The organism is Vibrio sp. Vb0667, from assembly GCF_033391095.1.
The window spans coordinates 91,601-109,831 of the sequence record NZ_JAWPOL010000006.1 but is presented as its reverse complement, the minus strand read 5'-3'; the positions used below and the strand labels follow the sequence as shown (position 1 = coordinate 109,831).

General features: G+C 43.3%; 16 protein-coding genes. 2 read left to right on the top strand and 14 right to left on the bottom strand.

The annotated features are described in order from the left end of the window. Positions 1 to 136 precede the first annotated feature (136 nt). From R8269_RS09330 to malK, 14 genes are all read right to left on the bottom strand, one after another. A complete protein-coding gene (locus R8269_RS09330; RefSeq protein ID WP_005385858.1) occupies positions 137 to 736 on the bottom strand; it encodes a TetR/AcrR family transcriptional regulator in 600 nt (199 codons plus the stop codon). Positions 737 to 786: 50 nt separating this feature from the next. Beyond that, complete coding sequence (gene yqfB / locus R8269_RS09325; protein ID WP_005385855.1) at positions 787 to 1,107, bottom strand: N(4)-acetylcytidine aminohydrolase; 321 nt, start codon at positions 1,105 to 1,107, stop codon at positions 787 to 789. A 67-nt stretch (positions 1,108 to 1,174) separates the two neighbouring features. Beyond that, the gene (locus R8269_RS09320) at positions 1,175 to 1,570 is read right to left on the bottom strand and encodes a VanZ family protein (protein WP_053350073.1); all 396 of its coding nucleotides are present in this window, start codon (positions 1,568 to 1,570) and stop codon (positions 1,175 to 1,177) included. A 2-nt stretch (positions 1,571 to 1,572) separates the two neighbouring features. Next, the gene (locus R8269_RS09315) at positions 1,573 to 2,880 is read right to left on the bottom strand and encodes an oligosaccharide flippase family protein (RefSeq protein ID WP_021707644.1); all 1,308 of its coding nucleotides are present in this window, start codon (positions 2,878 to 2,880) and stop codon (positions 1,573 to 1,575) included. A gap of 8 nt (positions 2,881 to 2,888) precedes the next feature. Continuing rightward, entirely contained in the window at positions 2,889 to 3,920 is a 1,032-nt protein-coding gene (locus R8269_RS09310) for a glycosyltransferase family 4 protein (RefSeq protein ID WP_258477454.1), read from the bottom strand. Beyond that, positions 3,917 to 4,750: a putative capsular polysaccharide synthesis family protein gene (locus R8269_RS09305; protein WP_005375258.1), complete on the bottom strand. Its 834-nt coding sequence runs from the start codon at positions 4,748 to 4,750 to the stop codon at positions 3,917 to 3,919. The genes R8269_RS09310 and R8269_RS09305 overlap by 4 nt, the downstream gene beginning before the upstream one ends. Before the next feature lie 15 nt (positions 4,751 to 4,765). Beyond that, complete coding sequence (locus R8269_RS09300) at positions 4,766 to 6,013, bottom strand: O-antigen ligase family protein (protein WP_258477456.1); 1,248 nt, start codon at positions 6,011 to 6,013, stop codon at positions 4,766 to 4,768. Next, complete coding sequence (locus tag R8269_RS09295) at positions 5,979 to 7,031, bottom strand: glycosyltransferase (protein WP_258477457.1); 1,053 nt, start codon at positions 7,029 to 7,031, stop codon at positions 5,979 to 5,981. Before R8269_RS09295 ends, R8269_RS09300 begins: the two co-directional genes overlap by 35 nt. A 2-nt stretch (positions 7,032 to 7,033) precedes the next feature. Beyond that, positions 7,034 to 7,843, bottom strand: coding sequence for a putative capsular polysaccharide synthesis family protein (locus R8269_RS09290; RefSeq protein WP_053303826.1), 810 nt, complete (start codon positions 7,841 to 7,843; stop codon positions 7,034 to 7,036). After that, entirely contained in the window at positions 7,821 to 10,001 is a 2,181-nt protein-coding gene (locus R8269_RS09285) for a GumC family protein (protein ID WP_171053541.1), read from the bottom strand. Before R8269_RS09285 ends, R8269_RS09290 begins: the two co-directional genes overlap by 23 nt. Before the next feature lie 15 nt (positions 10,002 to 10,016). After that, on the bottom strand, positions 10,017 to 10,550 hold the full coding sequence (locus R8269_RS09280) for a polysaccharide biosynthesis/export family protein (RefSeq protein ID WP_005375265.1): 534 nt from the start codon (positions 10,548 to 10,550) through the stop codon (positions 10,017 to 10,019). A 12-nt stretch (positions 10,551 to 10,562) separates the two neighbouring features. After that, positions 10,563 to 11,768 carry an outer membrane beta-barrel protein gene (locus R8269_RS09275; RefSeq protein WP_017635284.1) on the bottom strand — a complete coding sequence of 402 codons (1,206 nt, stop codon included), beginning with the start codon at positions 11,766 to 11,768 and terminating at the stop codon, positions 10,563 to 10,565. Positions 11,769 to 11,778: 10 nt separating this feature from the next. Continuing rightward, on the bottom strand, positions 11,779 to 13,179 hold the full coding sequence (locus R8269_RS09270; RefSeq protein WP_213907579.1) for an undecaprenyl-phosphate glucose phosphotransferase: 1,401 nt from the start codon (positions 13,177 to 13,179) through the stop codon (positions 11,779 to 11,781). A 422-nt stretch (positions 13,180 to 13,601) separates the two neighbouring features. After that, positions 13,602 to 14,720 (bottom strand): maltose/maltodextrin ABC transporter ATP-binding protein MalK, encoded by a 1,119-nt coding sequence (malK, locus tag R8269_RS09265; protein ID WP_005375271.1) that lies wholly within the window; start codon positions 14,718 to 14,720, stop codon positions 13,602 to 13,604. 672 nt (positions 14,721 to 15,392) lie between these two features. Here malK and malE point away from each other — a divergent pair. Both malE and malF read left to right on the top strand, forming a co-directional pair. Then, complete coding sequence (gene malE, locus R8269_RS09260; RefSeq protein ID WP_005375272.1) at positions 15,393 to 16,571, top strand: maltose/maltodextrin ABC transporter substrate-binding protein MalE; 1,179 nt, start codon at positions 15,393 to 15,395, stop codon at positions 16,569 to 16,571. 79 nt (positions 16,572 to 16,650) lie between these two features. After that, positions 16,651 to 18,225 (top strand): maltose ABC transporter permease MalF, encoded by a 1,575-nt coding sequence (malF, locus tag R8269_RS09255; RefSeq protein WP_005375273.1) that lies wholly within the window; start codon positions 16,651 to 16,653, stop codon positions 18,223 to 18,225. Positions 18,226 to 18,231: the final 6 nt, after the last annotated feature.

The window sequence follows — 18,231 nt, the reverse complement described above, 5'->3', positions numbered from 1 at the left end:
TGATTAGACCGGTCGTCTAGTATTTATTTCAAAATATCCCGCTTATTTAAAGCGGGAAGGTTTACTGTGTTAACACTGACGCTTTTTCTGACAGTGAAACGTGTGTAGGGTGTTCATTCTGCTTCCACGCCGCCTGTTATGGACAAGTGCGCGTATTCTGCAGTAAGTGTTGAGTATAGGTCAGACTTTGCGTCAATGCTGCCTGATCTTGATAAAGTTTGTTCAGCAAGCTAGCGCCATTCCAAAGGTAGTATATCTGCCTTGCTAATAACGCACTGTCACCATTGGGGATTGAGCCATCTTGAATGCCGATGTCTATGCAATCCGCTATCGCTTGAATGGTTTTGTCTGCTCCTTGGCGTAATGCCAAGCGCATTGACTCAGAGAGATCGGAGACTTCTGCACTTAACTTGACCAATAAACATTTGTTCGCATTACACACGTCGTCTTCTACTTTGACCATTTCTTCGAAATAGCTCATTAGGCGTTGGTAGCCACTCAGTTCAGTATTGGTAAAGCGTGCGTTTAAACGCTCAAAATACTTAGTAAAGTAGTCTTGAATCATCGCTTCACCAAATTGTTCTTTGGACTTGAAGTAATGATAAAACGAGCCTTTTGGCACTGCGGCCTTTTTTAACAGCTCTGAAAGACCAACACTCGTGAACCCTCGGTTTACGATCAACTCGTATCCGACGTCGAGAATATGTTGGCGTGTGTCATTCGTCTTTGCGTTCATGGAGTGTACTATAGAATGAATTAGACCAGTCGTCTAGAATTTGTTGTGGGTTATTTAATCAGCTCATACTCAATAACAAAGAGCGTGTCGGTATTTGGGTAGATTTCTCGAATTAACTGCTTGAGTTTTGGTAGTTCGATGGCTTCTTGTTCTGCATGAAACTCATTAATATCTTCAAAGTGAAGTGGTTCTACAGAACGTATCTTGATATCGCAGACTTTACGATCCGTTTCTAAGGTAAAAACTTCGACTTCTGTATTGGGAACGTAATGGCTTTCTGATTCGTCTCGAATCGTTATCGTCTTTTTGCCTGACGTGATCAACGGGGTTAAGAATTCAAAAAAAGTAATCTTGGTTGGATGAGATGGCATGATGTACTCGTTAGTCTGGTTGTTTGGCGTAATTATATACCCAAATCCCCCAGAGATTCCTGTATTACTAGAACGATCGAGTGCGGATGAAGCGAATTAACTTGGCACTAAAGTAACCTGAGATAACGCCTATCCAGTTGGTGCTGAGATCATCAAAACTAAATGATCGATTTGGAATAAAAAGTTGGCTTATTTCTTCCATTGAAACGATAGCCAACAGCAGTAGCAAAAGACGAATCCCAAAAACGTCGGTTTTATTCGAGCTCACCAGAGAAGGGAACGTGAAGACCGATAAAAAGCCGATCAATAAACTGAAAGTAAAGTGAAGCGTACTTGATCCGCCTAAGTAGGTTTCCATTTGCAGGTAAGCAGTATGGTGTAGGTCAGAGCTTTTCCATAAAGAGAGTGAAGCGGTTAGCATCAGGACTAAAACAAAACTCGTGCGTGCCAGTATTAAAGCCATAATTAACCTATTGGAAAGAAGCCTAAGTAACGTTTTACAAAGTACAGTGCAGCTAAATTCTGGATAGCCATGCCAATTGCCATTGCCCACGCTGCACCAATCACCCCAAACATTTGGCAAAGCGTAACAAGTAGGCAGATGGACACCGTACCGGAGGAAATTGTAATGTATTTCATGGTTCTCTCATGACCACTCATTAATAATAAAAAACCTACTGAACCAGTCGCAACATTGACTAACTGCCCCAGAGAAAGGACGACTAATAGTGGCGCCGCGGCGAGAAACTCCTCACCAAAAAACTGCATTACAAACTCGGGGAAGAGGGTGCAAATAATTACGGGTACAATCGCTAAACCAACATTAGCTCGGCACGCCAAGCGGCTCAGGTTCTGCAGTTTGCGCATTTGACGCTCTTTGTAGAGAGAGGCAAACATCGGGGCGACCACAAAGTTAATGGTAATCAGCACGAAGCCAATCAGTAGTGATGTACGTTGGGCTGCGGCTAACAAACCGAGTTCCGCTGTTGAGATAAAAAAGCCCGTAATAACAAGGCTTCCCCATTGAAGAACATTCGTGAAGATACTGCCAACCCAGACTTGCTTGGCAGAAGAGACCATTTTTTTGTTTGGTACGAAAGCCGATGTTTGATATTGATCTGAGCCAAGCCAATTGGCACTAGATATGACCGCGACACCTATGCTCGCTAAAAGCAGTGCGGTCATTAGATTGTTGATATTTTGCTGACCGATATAGTCTAGGGCAAAGACAAAAATGACCATCAACATACTTACCCCAAGCTGCAACGCAAACAGAGATGATACAACTTTTCTACATGCTTGAAGCACCCGACTGTTGGTTTGCGCAAGCACCAAGAAAGGTATGCAAAGCAAGCATAAAGTAATCGCATACATTGGTGATTGAGTCTGGTTTAGCTGTTCTGGAAACAGATTAAACCCTGCCAACAAAACGCCTATGGCGAGCAAGCAAAATGCCATACTTCGATAAAGTGCGGTTTTATAGTTTTGGCTTTGTTCAAGCTTCTCTTTGTTATTAAAAGCGATCGCATTGTAACGAACTAACGAGACATCAAAACCTAGCTGAGAAACGATAGCGAGTAGCGAGACTAGGTTGAATAAAAAGAAAAATTGACCGGCCGTCGAAGCGTCACTGGTCTTCGATACAATCAGAGTCAGTAAAAAAGCAAATAGCGCACTCAACACACGCGTGATTGCGGTTTTTAATCCGGTAGATAACAAGCTTTTTTTACCGCTGGGCATCAACAGTAATTTTTGTTGAACAGTGTGAAACATAGGAGCATTTAACCGTATAGTTTATTGAGTGCTAGGCGCTGTTTTTCTTCACTGAAGGCATCGTTTAATTCTGCTGTATATTGGCGAAAATCGATCTCTTCATAATAATTGACACAATGCGCGATCTGCTTGGCCATTTCTTCAGGTGTGAGCGCTAAAAACGGGTAGTTGAGATCTTTGGTTGCGCCGATGGTCCGAATAACCATAGGAAGATGTAACTTGGATGCTTCTAGAATGGTTAACGGCATCCCTTCCCATGCTGCAGTGTGTAGATAAAGGTCTGAACCCTTGAGCTTTTCAACTACCTCATCGCGAGGCAGCATACCCGTTACATCCACATTTTCAGTACGTAATTTCTGTTCGAGTACTTGGTCACCGCCACCTATCCATGTGATCTCTATCGGGCGGTTAAGCGCATACCGATTAAGGAACTGCAATGTGCTGATAAGAAACTGAGGATCTTTTTGGGGCGCGACACGACCAAGTACAACGAGCTTCAGCGCTTCTTGCTTGTTTCGCTCTATACGATCTTCACTTTGATAAGACACGTAGTTGTTGAGCAGTTCGGCACGTTTCGCACCAATGCTAATGGCTAGGTCACACTCTCGTTGGCTACAGCCTGCAACCACATCAATTTTGCTCAGTTTTACTTTCTCTAGTGCTTTATAGATCTGGCGTGCAAGCTCTGAGATATCTTCACGTTCGAAGGCATAACAGTGCGGTGTGTAAACCAAGCGTGCCTTGCCAAGCTTTAGAAATCGGCCGAGAAATCCTGCTTTACTCGAGTGCAAATGCACGACGTCGGGACCAAGTGATGCAATCATGTGGTTTGCATCGCGAATAAATTGAAGCAAGCCGCCTTCTACCCACTTTGTCTGTACGAAAATGTGGTGGTTGTTCTCATTGGTCAAGTCGTTTTCTCGGGCTCTGGCTAGCAAGAAATGCTGATAAGGCTCGTCTCTGGATGAGTGAACATAACTATAGAGAGCAGTTTGAACGCCACCTCCAAATGCTTCTGTAACATGGAGCACTTTCTTCATGATGATTTTGTCCCTGGTGTTTGCATCCATTTGTGTTTAAAAGCATCACGCTCTTGCTCTGAATAAACGTGGCGATACAAGGGAAGATCGTACATATAGAACAGTTTTGAGAAGTCGTAGTGATTCTTAAAGTGTTGGTGGATATTGGAGTACCACTTGTTTTTCGCTTCGTTGCTGTTTTTCAGCACGAAGTCTTGCAACTCAAGAAACTCACCGATTTCTTTATCAAGAGAACTGAGCTGTTCGCATTTGATTAGCATGACGTTGGCCTGATCGTTCTGGAATGTGAAGAAAGGTTGAGTGTTGTCCAGCTCTTGGCGCATCACATCGATATTGAAATTACGCTTTAACTCGTTGTCGAACCAGTCCGCAAAATAGTTGAGATTGATATAGTTATCAAAACAATGCTCGAGGTGCTGATACGTGACTTCCATATCTCGGTGAATTGCATCGTTCTTTTTGCCTTCGATAAATTGCAAATGGAGATCTTGAAAGAAGCGAGAAAAGACAGTTGCGATTGGATCGCGGACCAGCGTAACGATTTTAATCTGTTCTCGTTTTTGTAAGATACGTTTTCGCTGCTTGAGCACTAAGCGATAGAGTGCGCGGTTTCGGAAGTCGAAGAATTTACTCACGTCTTTTTTATTGTGATACATGTGAAATTCTTCGTGATCATCAAAGGTGTGGATGTGATAGCTCGGGATATTTTTCTCCCCTAGCGTGTGCTCAATTGATGAGGAGCCAACTTTGCCCATTTGGTAAACTAAAACAAAATTATCAGCTTGGAGTTCTCGGTTCTTTTCAAATTGTCGAGAGATTGAATACTTCATCTATCCTATCCTTGATTATTCATATTCGTGGTGATGGTTTACCGGAAAAGTATGAGCAATGGCCCGTGAGTCGTTGCTCATGCTGATCATGACGGGTAACAAGAGTATTAAAATTATGGTGGTGTTTACCGCAACGAAAAACACCATGATGAGGGCGTATATCGCAAGTAATAGGCTTTTTCTGTTTTCATTAAGGCTGCGGAAGCAAAAGCGAATAAAAAGAAAATAACCACCAAACAGCAGACCGATACCAAGCAATCCGTATTCAATTGCGGTATCTAACACAAAGTTGTGGGTGTAGATCGCCAGCTCATCATAGTTAAAGTAACTGATCATAAAGTTGGGTAACATTTTCGCGCCGACACCTAACACCGGGTGTTGAAGTAAAATATCTAGCCCATTGGCAAGTAAAAGTTTTCTATGAAGATTCGATACCCAGCGGGCTTCACTTTGGTTGGCAAATAAGACGTCTTCTTGGGTTATTTCCAATGTGTCTGCTAGCGTTTCAAACCCAACGTAGAGTGTGGTTGTGACGGCAGTAAACACAATGAAGCTCAAGGCTAATAAAATTGTCCACGTGTACGTTTCGCTGAGCGATTTTCTCATTAAGTTTTTTACGAGCAGTTGGTCAAAGAAGAAAAGCAGACAAAAACCAAGTAGCGCTTTTCTTTCTTGTGACAACACCAGTAATACTAAAGCTACGAGCATCAAAAGGTGGAAAGCGCGAATTTTATCTCGATAAAGGTACAGTAGCGAGCACAGTACACCGAACCCGTATTTACTTACCCCGAGTAACTTAAACCCGCTTTGATAGCCCTGAGCAAAGTGCCATAAGGCAACGAGCGTACAGATGAAAAACAACAGATACGTGAAATAAACCATTACCCGTTCGTCATCAAACACGCCATAGGCGTACATTAGGCTCAGTAGGCACAAAATCGCTAACCATTGCACAGTTTCTATAACTAGCGGCATTAAAGGGACGCGATTTAGCAGACCATTTATGAACACATACCCAGTGAACAATAGGAGGAACCCCATACAGGGATGCATGAGTTTTTCAGCTTTTCCTTCCAATACCACTAATGCAGTAAAACCAATAGACAAAAGGCTTGCGATGTCAGATGGGGCTAGCGCTATTCCTCCAGCACGAAACTTCATTGGAATAAAGAACAATACTAATAGGCATGCTGCAAGCAATGAGGCGCGATGGCTCGATGGCGCGGAACTATTTGTTGGCGCAAAGCTGCTGGTAGATTCCATAGTAACCTTCACGAAATTTATCGATGGTGTAGAGAGAGGCCCTATTGACTGAGTATTGACTTGCAGCGTCATACCGCTTAACACTTTCACACAGCTGGAGCACTTTTTGGCTCAGTTCAGTGGCGTTACCAACCTGAAATAAATATTCGGCACGTCCGGTGACGTCATCCAAACCAGGTACGTCCGATGATAATACGGGTAAGCCTGCTGCCATGGCCTCAACCGCCGCCAAGCCAAAGCCTTCGACGTGCGACGATTGCACGTAAATATCCATGTCGTTCAAAAAGGCAGGAATGTCAGAAACTACGCCATGAAAGTGAACACGTTGCGCGACGTTGATTTTTGTTGCCAATGCTTGCAGTGATGATTTTTTTTCTCCATCTCCCGCAAGGTGGAGTTCGTATCGTCTTGGTAAATGGATAAGTGCTTGGATAAGCGTTTCATGATCTTTATGTTGGTGAAGTCGGCCCACCATTCCAATCTTGATAACTGGTTTGTCGATTAGGTGGCTGGCGAATCTTGGCGTCATAGAAAACCTTTTTAAATCAACGCCATTGTGCACCACGTGATATTTGTGTTGGTAGCGAGGCATGAACTTCACCAGTTCATCTTGTACTTTTTCACTAATACTGACCGTCAAGTCGTGGCCCCAATATAAGACGTATTCCATGAACTTAAACAGCGGATAGTCACGTCGACGGTTATAAGAACAGTGCTCAGTCTGGATTCGTTTTTTACCTACCGCCAATAGCGCTAGGTAAATGGAAGGGTAGAGGTGCCCGTGAACGACATCCGGCCAACGCAGCAAAGAGAATTTCTCACTCAATGACAATGTGCGCCAGTTAAAACACTCTACCCCTTGGGCGGATAGCATTGGTAAGTAATCATTTTCATCACACAAGACCAAAATTTTGATTTCGTATTCAGGCTTATGTTCTAAAACAAGGTCGACTAAGAACTTCTGAGCACCGCCGTTCTGAGAAAGATCATTGATAATATGTAGAATCTTGGTTTTCATGATTAATTGGTCAGATATTGCTGTTTAAGGTCGGTGATTTCTGTATTTGAGAAAAAGTGCTTCGTCAATTTAGAATTCAGCATTTCTTCAACGTACTCGGGTGTAGGTTGAAATTGCGTTTTGAATTCTTTCATTAGTGGCGAGTACCATTTGTTGTCTGATTGATTTTCATAAACAACATCCACGGGGTAACCTAAAAAGTCTTCAACTGCGGAGTTAGCCTTCGTTAGCTTGTCACTTCGAATGACCAACAGTGAGAAGTTATTGTTATGGTATGTTTGATAGCCTACTTCGTGATTAAAAGACTCGTTAAACACATCAATCCCTGTTAGTTGTTTGATCTCGTTGTCAAACCACTGCAGCGCATATTGATGATTCATGTGCTTATCAAATGCTTCTTGGAGTAATTGCGGTCGTTCGGTACGTATTGCGCTGTCATCCTTTAGATATTTGTCCGCCATCCAAAAAGGAAGTGCTTGAAAGAACATTGAGACATTTCGTCCGATCGGTTCACGCACCAGCGAGATAATTCGAACTTTTTTCTTACGCTTTAACATGCGGCTCATCGTTATGCGCTTTAGTCGTCGCTTTAACGCATTGATCTGAGGCTTATGCAATTGCGCTCTAACGGGGGATATTTGTTTTTGCGCATCGACGGTCATAAGGTCGTGCAAGTGAATCGAGTCAGGAATGGAATGCTCTAATGCACTCGAACCTACTTTGCCCATTTGATAGATCAATACCGGCTGTTCTTGGCTTTTCAACGTTTGGTACCAAGATAGGTTTACGTTAGTAGGCGTATTTCTGGACATAAAGCGTCTCTCCTTCCTTGGCCTTGGCTTGTGTGATTAAGACGCCAAGAGATGGAACTGAGTGTTGTATTTGTTTAGATAACGCAAGGTTAACCAGTGATGATTTTGTTGATTCTGAGCGAATGACGGTGATCAGACCATTGGCATACTGACCAAGAATAAGTGCGTCACTCACTGACAGTAGGGGTGGTGTATCGATAATGATCCGGTCATACTTATTTTGAAAATGTTCGAGCAACTTTTTAAAGCGATCAGAAGCCAGTAATTCCTGTGGGTTTGGCGGAATTAGGCCGGCCGGTAATACATCTAAGTTGGCTTCTTTTATATGTGTAACACAATCTTTGATTGGCGTATCCATAGTCAGGATATGCGTTAAGCCAGGGCTTGATTCAGCAATACCGAATCGCTTTGCGATGGAAGGTCGACGTAAATCGCAGTCGATGATCAACACCTTTTCCATTTTTGAAAACGACACCGCCATATTGATACTGGTCGATGTTTTTCCTTCTTCTGGAATAGCAGAGGTAAAGGGCAATATCTTTTGCTTCGTGTTGGTTAATCTGAGCAGAAGCGAGGTTCTGACCGAGCGGCAAGCTTCACTAAATAGTTTTTCTTCATCATCTAAATACGCGGTATAACTGACGCCGTTTTTACGCAAATTGCGTTTTTTGACCATAGGAATCACACCTAAACACGTAACACCAAGTTTTTCCTGCACATCGGCTGCGCTTCGGATAACTTCTCGCATCGTTTCTAAGATGATGACTAGAGCGCAAGCAATGGCAAAGCCAAAAAAGGTGGCAATTAGTACCAGTTTGATTCGTTGTGGTGCCACCGGGAATAGAGGAATGATGGCTTTATCAGTAAAGCGAGCAGTGACATTCTTGTAGTCGCTGGTGGCGTTGGTCTCTTTCTCACGATTTAAGAACGCTTCATAGAGTGCCTTATTGGATTCAACCTCGCGTTTTAACTGTTCGTAACGCGCTTTTTGTGACCCTAACGATTGAAAGTCTGACTTTTTGTTATCGAGTTCTGCTCGAAGCATGTCCTCTTGCGCTTTTGCAGCAAGAAGGTCTTGTTGCTTACTGAAGGAAATGTCACGGATGAGTTGCTGGGTTCTTGATTGAATTTCAGCAAGCTGTGCTTTCGCCTGAATCATTCGATCATGCTTAGGTCCGTAGCGCTGTGCCAGTTCAGAGAGATTTTTGGCTGCCTGTGCTTCCGACAATTTTAGATCGCGGATTTGCGCTTGATTAGCGAATTCATCAATTGACAACAAGCTGTCTAAACTTTGCGAAGATTTACGTCGTAACAGTTGGATTAACGTCTGCGCTTCAATACGCTTATTAACAGCGATATTCAGCTTGCGAGTGAGTTCTTCTAGCTCATTTGCGTAAATTTCATCAATACCGTTTATATCGATCAACCCTTCTTTTAACAAGAATTCTTGCAGCGCTTGCTCCGAGTTACGTAATCGCTCCTCCAATTTTTGAGAGTTATTTGTCAACCAAGTAGCCGCATTTTGTGTAACGACCAATTTGGCTTCAAAATTTGCGTCAATATAGGCTTGGCCGACCGCGTTGGCGATTGTCGTAGCAAGCTTAGGATCGGTAGAACGAAAGCGAATTCTGACTAATTGGGTGTTACGTACTGGCTCAATATCGAGTTTACTTCTGAAAGCTTGAAGTGCCTGATAATAGGACTCTGAAAACTGCGCGGTTTCTTTTGGGCTTGGTGCCACATTCAGTAGGTCTTGAACAAAAGGAATCGACTTTATTTGGTCGATTTTTTTATTTAACCCCCCTGAGCTTGTGAATTCAGGTAATTGGGTGAGGTTCAGCTCTCTAATGACCTTATCTGCAATATGATTCGATTTTAAAATGGCGATTTGCGTTTGAAAGTACTCTTTCTTTGTCGTGTCGACGCCATATACTTCCTCGATTGAAAGGGCGCTTTTTTGCTCCTCTTGGATGAGTAGCGTAGCTGTAGCTTGGTATATCGATGCTTTGGAGTAGATATACCAAGTACAAGTTAATGAGAACAGAAGCGTGAATGCTGCGATGCTTAGCCAATTCTTTTTAATCGCTTTGAAGTGATGGCCAAAACGAATCAGTTCTACTTTGTTCATCTGGAGATTATTTGGATGAGTCCCGTTCATTTGATTCCCTGTCACTTAAAAGAAGCTCTGGTCAATAAATACAATGTCACCAGGTTCAACGTTGCGGTGCATACTGACCCCCTCCATCGTTTGACCTGTTTTATGCTTGGTGAGGTTAATGCCTTTGCGTGAGGCTCTGTCGGTCAAGCCACCTGCTAGAGCGATGGCCTTCTCTATGGTTAACCCTGGACGGTACTCAAATCCACCAGGTTTCCTGACTTCTCCATTAACGTAAAACAGACGAAAGTTATTGATGGTGACCATCACTTTTGGATTGATGAGATAATCGCCTTTTAAGCCCGTTTCTATTTCGTACTTGAGTTGTTTTGGTGTTTTTTTGATTGCTTTAATTCGGCCAAGGTAGGGGTAATCAAAGTAGCCATCTGACGTTATTAGAATATTTTTAATCGTAAGATCTTCTTCACCATAGACCTGCACGGAAATGGTATCGCCAGTATCGAGTAAGTAATCTTCCTCGTTTGAGTCAGCGTTGACCAAAGTGCTAAATAGCAACAACGCTACACTCATGAATTTGATGAATGCCTTCATTAATAATCCTTTTTACAGAGAAAACTGTGCGCTTAAAGTCCAAATATTTTGTTCGAAGCTATAATCCGATCGGCTAGAGTTTTTATCTTGGTATTGCCAATCGGCTTGCAGCTGTATCCAACGTTTGATCTGATAATCGATACCAAAAGATAGAGTGTACCGATCGTCGTTTCTGGAGATTCCCGTGTAATCATCTTGTTGATAAACAGCACCTAAGCGAGTTGCAAGGTAACTATTCCAATCGTGCTTCAGGTTCAGTCGGTAACGAGTTTGTAGGTTGTAATCGCCATCTTGATCGGGGTTAACCGCCGCTTGAGTGGTTTTCACGCTGACTAGAGTTTGTTCTTGAGGCAACCATTCAAAGCCGATATCCCAACTAAAGCCTTTAAATGTCTCTCGTTGAGCGCTGTCAAAATCTTTGATTTGATAACCGAGTCGAGCGATGCCTTTGGTTTTTCCTGTGACTTCCCATTCGGCACCGGTGTAATAGAAACTGGTGTTGTTATCTTTCGATGGCTGCGCAGAATTTCGGTGCTGATACTCGGTTACGATTTGGTTTGTTCCGACTAACCAATAGGTTCTTGGCGTCGCTCTTAAATAGAACTCCAAATGTGCATTGGGAGCTCGAAAATCGTTGTATTTAGTTTTAGCGTTTGGGCGCCCAGGCAAGCCGTCACGATAGTTTTGATAGGTTTTATCACTATAGCCTAAACCGAATTCGAGTCTGCCTTTGGCACCGTTAGATCCAAAGACATAATTGGTTTTTACATCGTTACGGTTGAACTCTATTGGTGAGTCGATTGCGCTACCATTACCTTCGGTAATATCTTCTCCTCGAACTTCATGCTGGGCGCGAAAACGGTAATCAACCACTAAACGATGACGATGATTAAATTCGAAAAAGTTGGAAAACTGAAAAGTGTGGTCGTCGAAGTCGTTGCGATCGTCAGATGAAAAGCCCGCTTTTAACTTATATAAAATATCTGCGCGATAGCGATTCCGTTCTATACGTGCTAGTAAGCTTGGTTCTATACCCCAAATATTGACCGATTCTACATTGCCGGATTTTTCCGCTTTATTGATGTTGTCATCTCCCTCGTAGAAAGTTTTTACGAGGGGAATCAACTCTATACCAGACTCGGTTTGGTAAGCCATCGGTTCTGCGAGCAAGTCAGTAGAAAACAGACTCAATGCTATTGCCATTGTCAGTTTCTTCATAATCTCAACCTTAGTAAGCGTTAGCACCAGTGAAGCCTTTGAAAACGGTCATAAAGATGATTTTGATGTCCATCCAAACCGACCAATGGTGGATGTAATCCAAATCAAACTCGACTCTCTTTTCCATTTTTTCTAAGGTGTCGGTTTCGCCGCGATAACCATTAATCTGTGCCCAGCCAGTAATGCCTGGTTTTACTTTGTGACGTAGCATGTAGCGATCCACGATCTGACGGTATTCTTCATTGTGTGCCACGGCATGAGGGCGTGGGCCGACAATAGACATGGTCCCTTGCAGTACATTGATAAATTGAGGTAGTTCGTCCAAAGAGGTGCGACGTAGAAATCCGCCAAAAGGCGTAATACGAGGATCGTTCTTTGTCGCCTGTTTCACGTTCGAACCTTGATCCATGGTTGTCATTGAACGGAACTTCCAGACTTCAATCTTGCGTCCATCAAGACCGTACCGATGTTGTTTAAAGATGACAGGGCCTTTAGACGTTGCCTTAATGCCAATCGCAATGACGAATAGAATAGGGGCGATTAAGACCAAAATAATGCTCGAAAACAAGATGTCTTCAAACCGTTTTACCCAAGAAGAAATTCCAGCAAAAGGTGTATCAAAGACACTTAGTGTTTGAACTTGGCCGATCTGCGCCCAACGAGAATGTAAAAGGTTATAAGTGAAGAAGTCGGGAATCAGATACGTATTTGCGGTGGTATCTGAGAATTGGTTAAGAAGTGACGCAATGCGCTCTTTTGCGTGCATTGGCATCGCGATATAGACGTAATCTACTTCCCCTTTTTTAGCTCGCTCAAGGGCGTGGTCAACAGCTCCTTTAATAGGATAATTAGAATTTGGCAATCTGTCGGAAGATCGTTCGTCGTAAAAGCCATCAAAAAGCACGCCGTGTTCTGTGTGGTTTTGAATTTCGTTAGCTAGGGTAATGCCGTGAGGAGTTTGGCCGATGATGATCGCAGTGCGAGTGTTGAATCCTTTTTTTCTCAAATAGGCTAATCCGGTACGGAATGTTACTCGCCATGCTAAGAGCAGAGCGGGCGTAATCGCAAACCACAGCACTAAAATTGTGTTATCAAATAAGGTATGGACTTCAGAAAAATACAGCACAATAAAGATAAGTGCAGAAGTCACCGCCCAAGAAACACAGACAATAAACATCTGCTCTTTAAACGAACTGGTTCGCCAAGAGCGATACAGATTGCCGCTTTCTGCCATAAATAGAAAAGAGATGCCTCCAACGAAAGCCAATATGACGTAATCTTTCCCCATCGCAGTATTCATGTCTTTGAACACTAAAAGCAGCATAAAAGAGACGATGACAGCAAGATCTGAGATGCGATATAAAAAAGCGAACTCCATCTCATGAGAGCGGATAAGTCCTTTTTGTTTCATGACTCAGTTTCCCTTCTGACACGCTACCGCCCTTGGGTGTCTTCCCCAATTGCCGTGTCGTGAACGTTATTAGTAGTTAGTGCACAGAGCATTCTGTGGAATGCTGCTGAGTTTTTTGTCACGTGTAATTTCGTTGATAAGTGTAAAAATTTGCTTTGTTGAGGTAAGTGGAAATAAGAATGATATTTAGCCCTTTGGCTAAGTTTGGCGGGTTAGGAAAAAGCTGGTACTTACTTATGAGGAATGAGGAAAAGTATTAAAAATGAAGTATCAGTACAAAGACAATGGTTTATGTGAGGGTAGAAGAAACGGGTGATTTGATTCGTTCACGATTAATGATTTAGTATCGAATTGCTGATATTTATTAAGATAAAAAAATCCCTCTCACTTGAGAGGGATTTTTTTGAGTAAGGACGAATGAATTATTCGACTTCTACGCCGTTTTCTTTGTATAGGCGGCGGCATGCGCGACCATCACTGTGGAACAGGTGACAACGATGAGCTGGAATACCGATCTCGATTTTATCGCCAGTGTCGACTGCAAGCGTGTCAGGCTGACGGAAAATAACGTCGGCGTCCGCACCTTCTAGGTTTAGGTATACTTGAGTTTCGTTACCTAGCTTCTCAACAATCATCACTTCACCGTGAATACTTGCATCAGCTTCAGAAGCGGATAATAGGTGCTCAGGGCGAATGCCTAAAGACATTCGGTCGCCGCGGTTAACTGTTGTACCATCCACCGGAATCCAGAAAGATACGCCGTTAGATAGTTGAACTTTGACGCGCTCTGCTTCTACTTCATCAATGAATACGCTCATGAAGTTCATTTTCGGAGAACCGATAAAGCCAGCTACAAAGCGGTTTTGTGGGTAATGGTAAAGCTCAAGCGGCTTACCAACTTGCGATACATAACCGCCGTCTAGTACAACGATTTTATCTGCCATTGTCATCGCTTCTACCTGATCGTGCGTTACGTAGATCATGGTACAACCAAGTTGGCGTTGTAGCTTAGTAATTTGTGCACGCATGTTTACACGCAGTGCCGCATCCAAGTTTGATAGTGGCTCGTCTAGAAGGAATACATTTGGCTGCGATACCAATGTTCGGCCAATCGCCACACGTTGACGCTGTCCACCAGAAAGTGCTTTTGGTTGGCGCTCAAGCAAGTGGCCTAGTTGTAGGATTTCTGCTGCTTGTTCAACACGCTTGTCGATTTCTGCTTTGTCTGCTTTTGCTAGTTTCAAGCCAAATGACATGTTGTCATATAAGTTAAGGTGCGGGTAAAGAGCGTAAGACTGGAATACCATACCAACACCACGTTTGGATGGTTCGACGTCATTCATGCGCTGGTCACCAATATACAAATCACCTGAAGTAATGTCTTCAAGACCGGCAATACAACGTAAAAGGGTAGATTTACCACAACCTGATGGACCTACAAAAACAACAAATTCACCTTCGTTGATTGTTAGGTCTACGTTCTTAGAAATCAGTACGTCGCCATACGCTTTACAAACATTTTTTAACGTGACACTCGCCATGTAGCTCGTCCTCGATCAATTTTTTATTATTCACCGCTCATCATTATATGAATTATCTAGCGAGCAGTAACAGTAGGAATCGGTAAGTTCTTGCGGTTGGTAAGAAAAGTAGGGTAGCACTTCAATAAAATGTCCTGAATAGAAGTGCTACCCATCATAGCCAAGTACGAGTTTCTCTCCCCCACATTATTCGTATTGTCTCCCCCGTGAAATAATTACCACAAACAACACTAATAATGACATTCCACTCGTCTGGCAATGCAAAACCAGCAAATCTTTTTCCTAATACGTAGGCACTGCTGGGAAAGGGTTCTTACCATCCACTCTTGGATGACTGCAGTTTCTAAGATTGTGCGTAGTGCGACATCCTCCTAATAGAAATAATTGTAGGGGGAGTAGAAAGGGAGGAGTAAAAAAGGAGGAGGAAGAAAGCAGTTGGTCGGAAATCACATTATTGCACCACCTAAAGTTGAAACCGATCACAGGAACTATCCATTTTGTGATTTGAGTCTCTTACCCTTGGCGATTTAGATCACGAAAATACGTCATAATTGTAAGGGCGTAGGGATTAGGAGGATGAGACATATTGGATTATTTCAGATGATATATGTCGAAATACGGCTGAACCTCAATGGACTAGCCCTACATCAAAAATATAAAAAGGATACGAACATGAAAAAGTTAAGCGCTGTAGCACTAGGTACTCTTGTTGCTTTGGGTTCTTTTGGTGCTAATGCTGCCATCGAAGAAGGACAACTTACTATCTGGATCAACGGTGATAAAGGCTACAACGGCCTTGCTGAAGTTGGTAAGAAATTTGAAGAAGACACCGGCATTAAAGTGACTGTGGCTCACCCAGATGGCCTTCAAGACAAATTCCCTCAAACTGCAGCGACTGGCGACGGTCCTGATATCGTATTCTGGGCTCACGACCGTTTCGGTGGTTACGCAGAAGCTGGCCTGCTAGCAGAAATTAAACCTTCTAAGAATATTCAAGAAGGTATCGTTGATTTCGCTTGGGATGCAGTACGTTACGACGGCAAATTGATCGGCTATCCAGTTGCGGTTGAGTCTCTATCTCTAATCTACAACAAAGACCTAGTTCCAAACCCACCAAAGTCTTGGGAAGAGGTTGCAGCATTAGATGCAAAACTTAAAAAAGACGGCAAGTCTGCAATCATGTGGAACCTAAAAGAACCGTACTTCACTTGGCCACTAATGGCGGCTGATGGCGGCTACGCGTTTAAATACACTTCTGAAGGTTACGATGTTAAAGACGCAGGTATCGCGAAAGAAGGCGTTAAAGACGCAATGAGCTTCGTAAAAGGCTTAGTTGATAAAGGCGTAATCTCTGCGGATATGGATTACTCCGTGTCTGAGTCTGCGTTCAACCAAGGCAAAACAGCGATGACGATCAACGGTCCATGGTCTTGGGGCAACATTGAGAAGTCTGGCGTTAACTACGGCGTGACTACGCTACCTAAGTTCCAAGGTCAATCTTCTAAGCCATTCGTTGGTGTTCTAACGGCTGGTATCAGCACTGCGTCTCCAAACAAAGACCTAGCAGTTGAGTTCATTGAGAACTATCTACTAACAAACGACGGCCTACGTATGGTTAACAACGATAAGCCTCTAGGTGCGGTAGCACTTAACTCGTTCCAACGTGAGCTAGATTCAGATACTCGTATCGCTGCGACTATGGATAACGCGATGAACGGCGAAATCATGCCAAATATCCCTCAAATGAACGCATTCTGGGGTGCGGCTAAGAACGCAATCATCAACGTAGTTGACGGTCGTCAAACTGTCGATGCAGCTCTTGCAGATGCAGAAAAACAAATGACTAAATAATTAAGTAAGACCTTTTTAAGGAGGAGGCAACTCCTCCTTACTTTTCTATATTTATTCTATATTCGCTAGCAGGTTCCCTATGCAGTCAGTTCAAGGTACAAATGCTATGACAGCACCAGAAGCCAGCCTTCCGAGCAGCAAAAAAGTGTTCATGAAATGGTCACTTTTAGGCACAGTCGGCATCATCAATGGCTACGCAACAATCCTTATGTATTCTCGCGGTGAGATTGCGTTTGCACTACTTACGCTCATTCTTACCGCTTTAGCGTTGTTCATCTTTGGTAGCAAAAAGACGTACGCACACCGTTACATCTACCCTGGTATAGCAGGGATGATCCTTTTCATTCTTTTTCCTTTGGCGTACACCATAGGTTTGGCGTTTACCAACTATAGCGCGAAGAACCAACTCTCTTTTGATCGCGCTCAGAACGTACTTTTGGACCGAACTTACCAAAGTGGTGATAGCTACCCGTTCACTTTGTATAAAACGGAGCAAGGCCATCAACTTGTGGTTGAAAAAGATGGTGAGCTACTTGCAAGCCCGACTTTTCAGCTTGATAACCTTTCAGCATCGGAGTTTGATCTTTCACCAATTGAAGAAGTAACGGGTGAAAAAGAATCAATCAAGGCGATTGTTAAGAACCGCAGTGCGTTGAGCAGTGTCGATTTACATTTGCCAAGTGGTGATGATATCCGCATGAGTGGGCTGCGCAAATTTGCTGCAGTTGTGCCTTTGTACACATTACAAGAAGATGGTGAAACGCTTTACAACAACCGGACTGAAGAAACGCTACGTCCAAATATGGAAGTAGGTTACTACCAGCCTGTCGATGAAAACGGTCAATTTGTTGGCAGCACAGTGTCACCAGGTTTCGTGGTGAACATTGGTACCCACAACTTTGAGCGTGTTTGGAAAGATGATGGTATCAAAGAGCCGTTTATCAGTATCTTTATCTGGACCATTGTTTTCTCTGCGCTAACCGTATTGTTTACGCTTGTTATTGGTCTTGTCCTTGCCAGTGTGGTTCAGTGGGAAGCACTTAAAGGTCGCTCAGTTTACCGTTTGTTGCTAATCCTGCCTTATGCAGTTCCGGCGTTTATTTCTATCTTGATCTTTAAAGGTTTGTTTAACCAAAGCTTTGGTGAGATCAACATGTTGTTGGAAGGCTTATTCGGCATTAGCCCGGCTTGGTTCTCAGACCCGTTCATGGCGAAAACCATGATCTTAATTGTTAACACTTGGCTTGGTTTCCCTTACATGATGATTTTGTGTATGGGCTTACTAAAAGCGATTCCAGACGATTTATATGAAGCATCAGCAATTGATGGTGCGAACTTTGTCACGAACTTCACACGTATCACACTACCAATGATGTTGAAGCCGTTAACACCATTGTTGATCGCGAGTTTTGCATTTAACTTCAACAACTTCGTACTTATCCAGTTGTTGACTGGCGGTGGTCCAAACATGATTGGTACATCAGAGCCTGCGGGTTACACCGACCTGCTAGTAAGTTACACCTACCGAATCGCATTCGAAGGTGCTGGTGGTCAAGACTTCGGTCTAGCAAGTGCAGTAGCAACGCTTATCTTCCTATTGGTTGGCGCATTGGCACTTATCAACCTACGCGTAACTAAAGTAGCTCAGGACTAAGGAGAA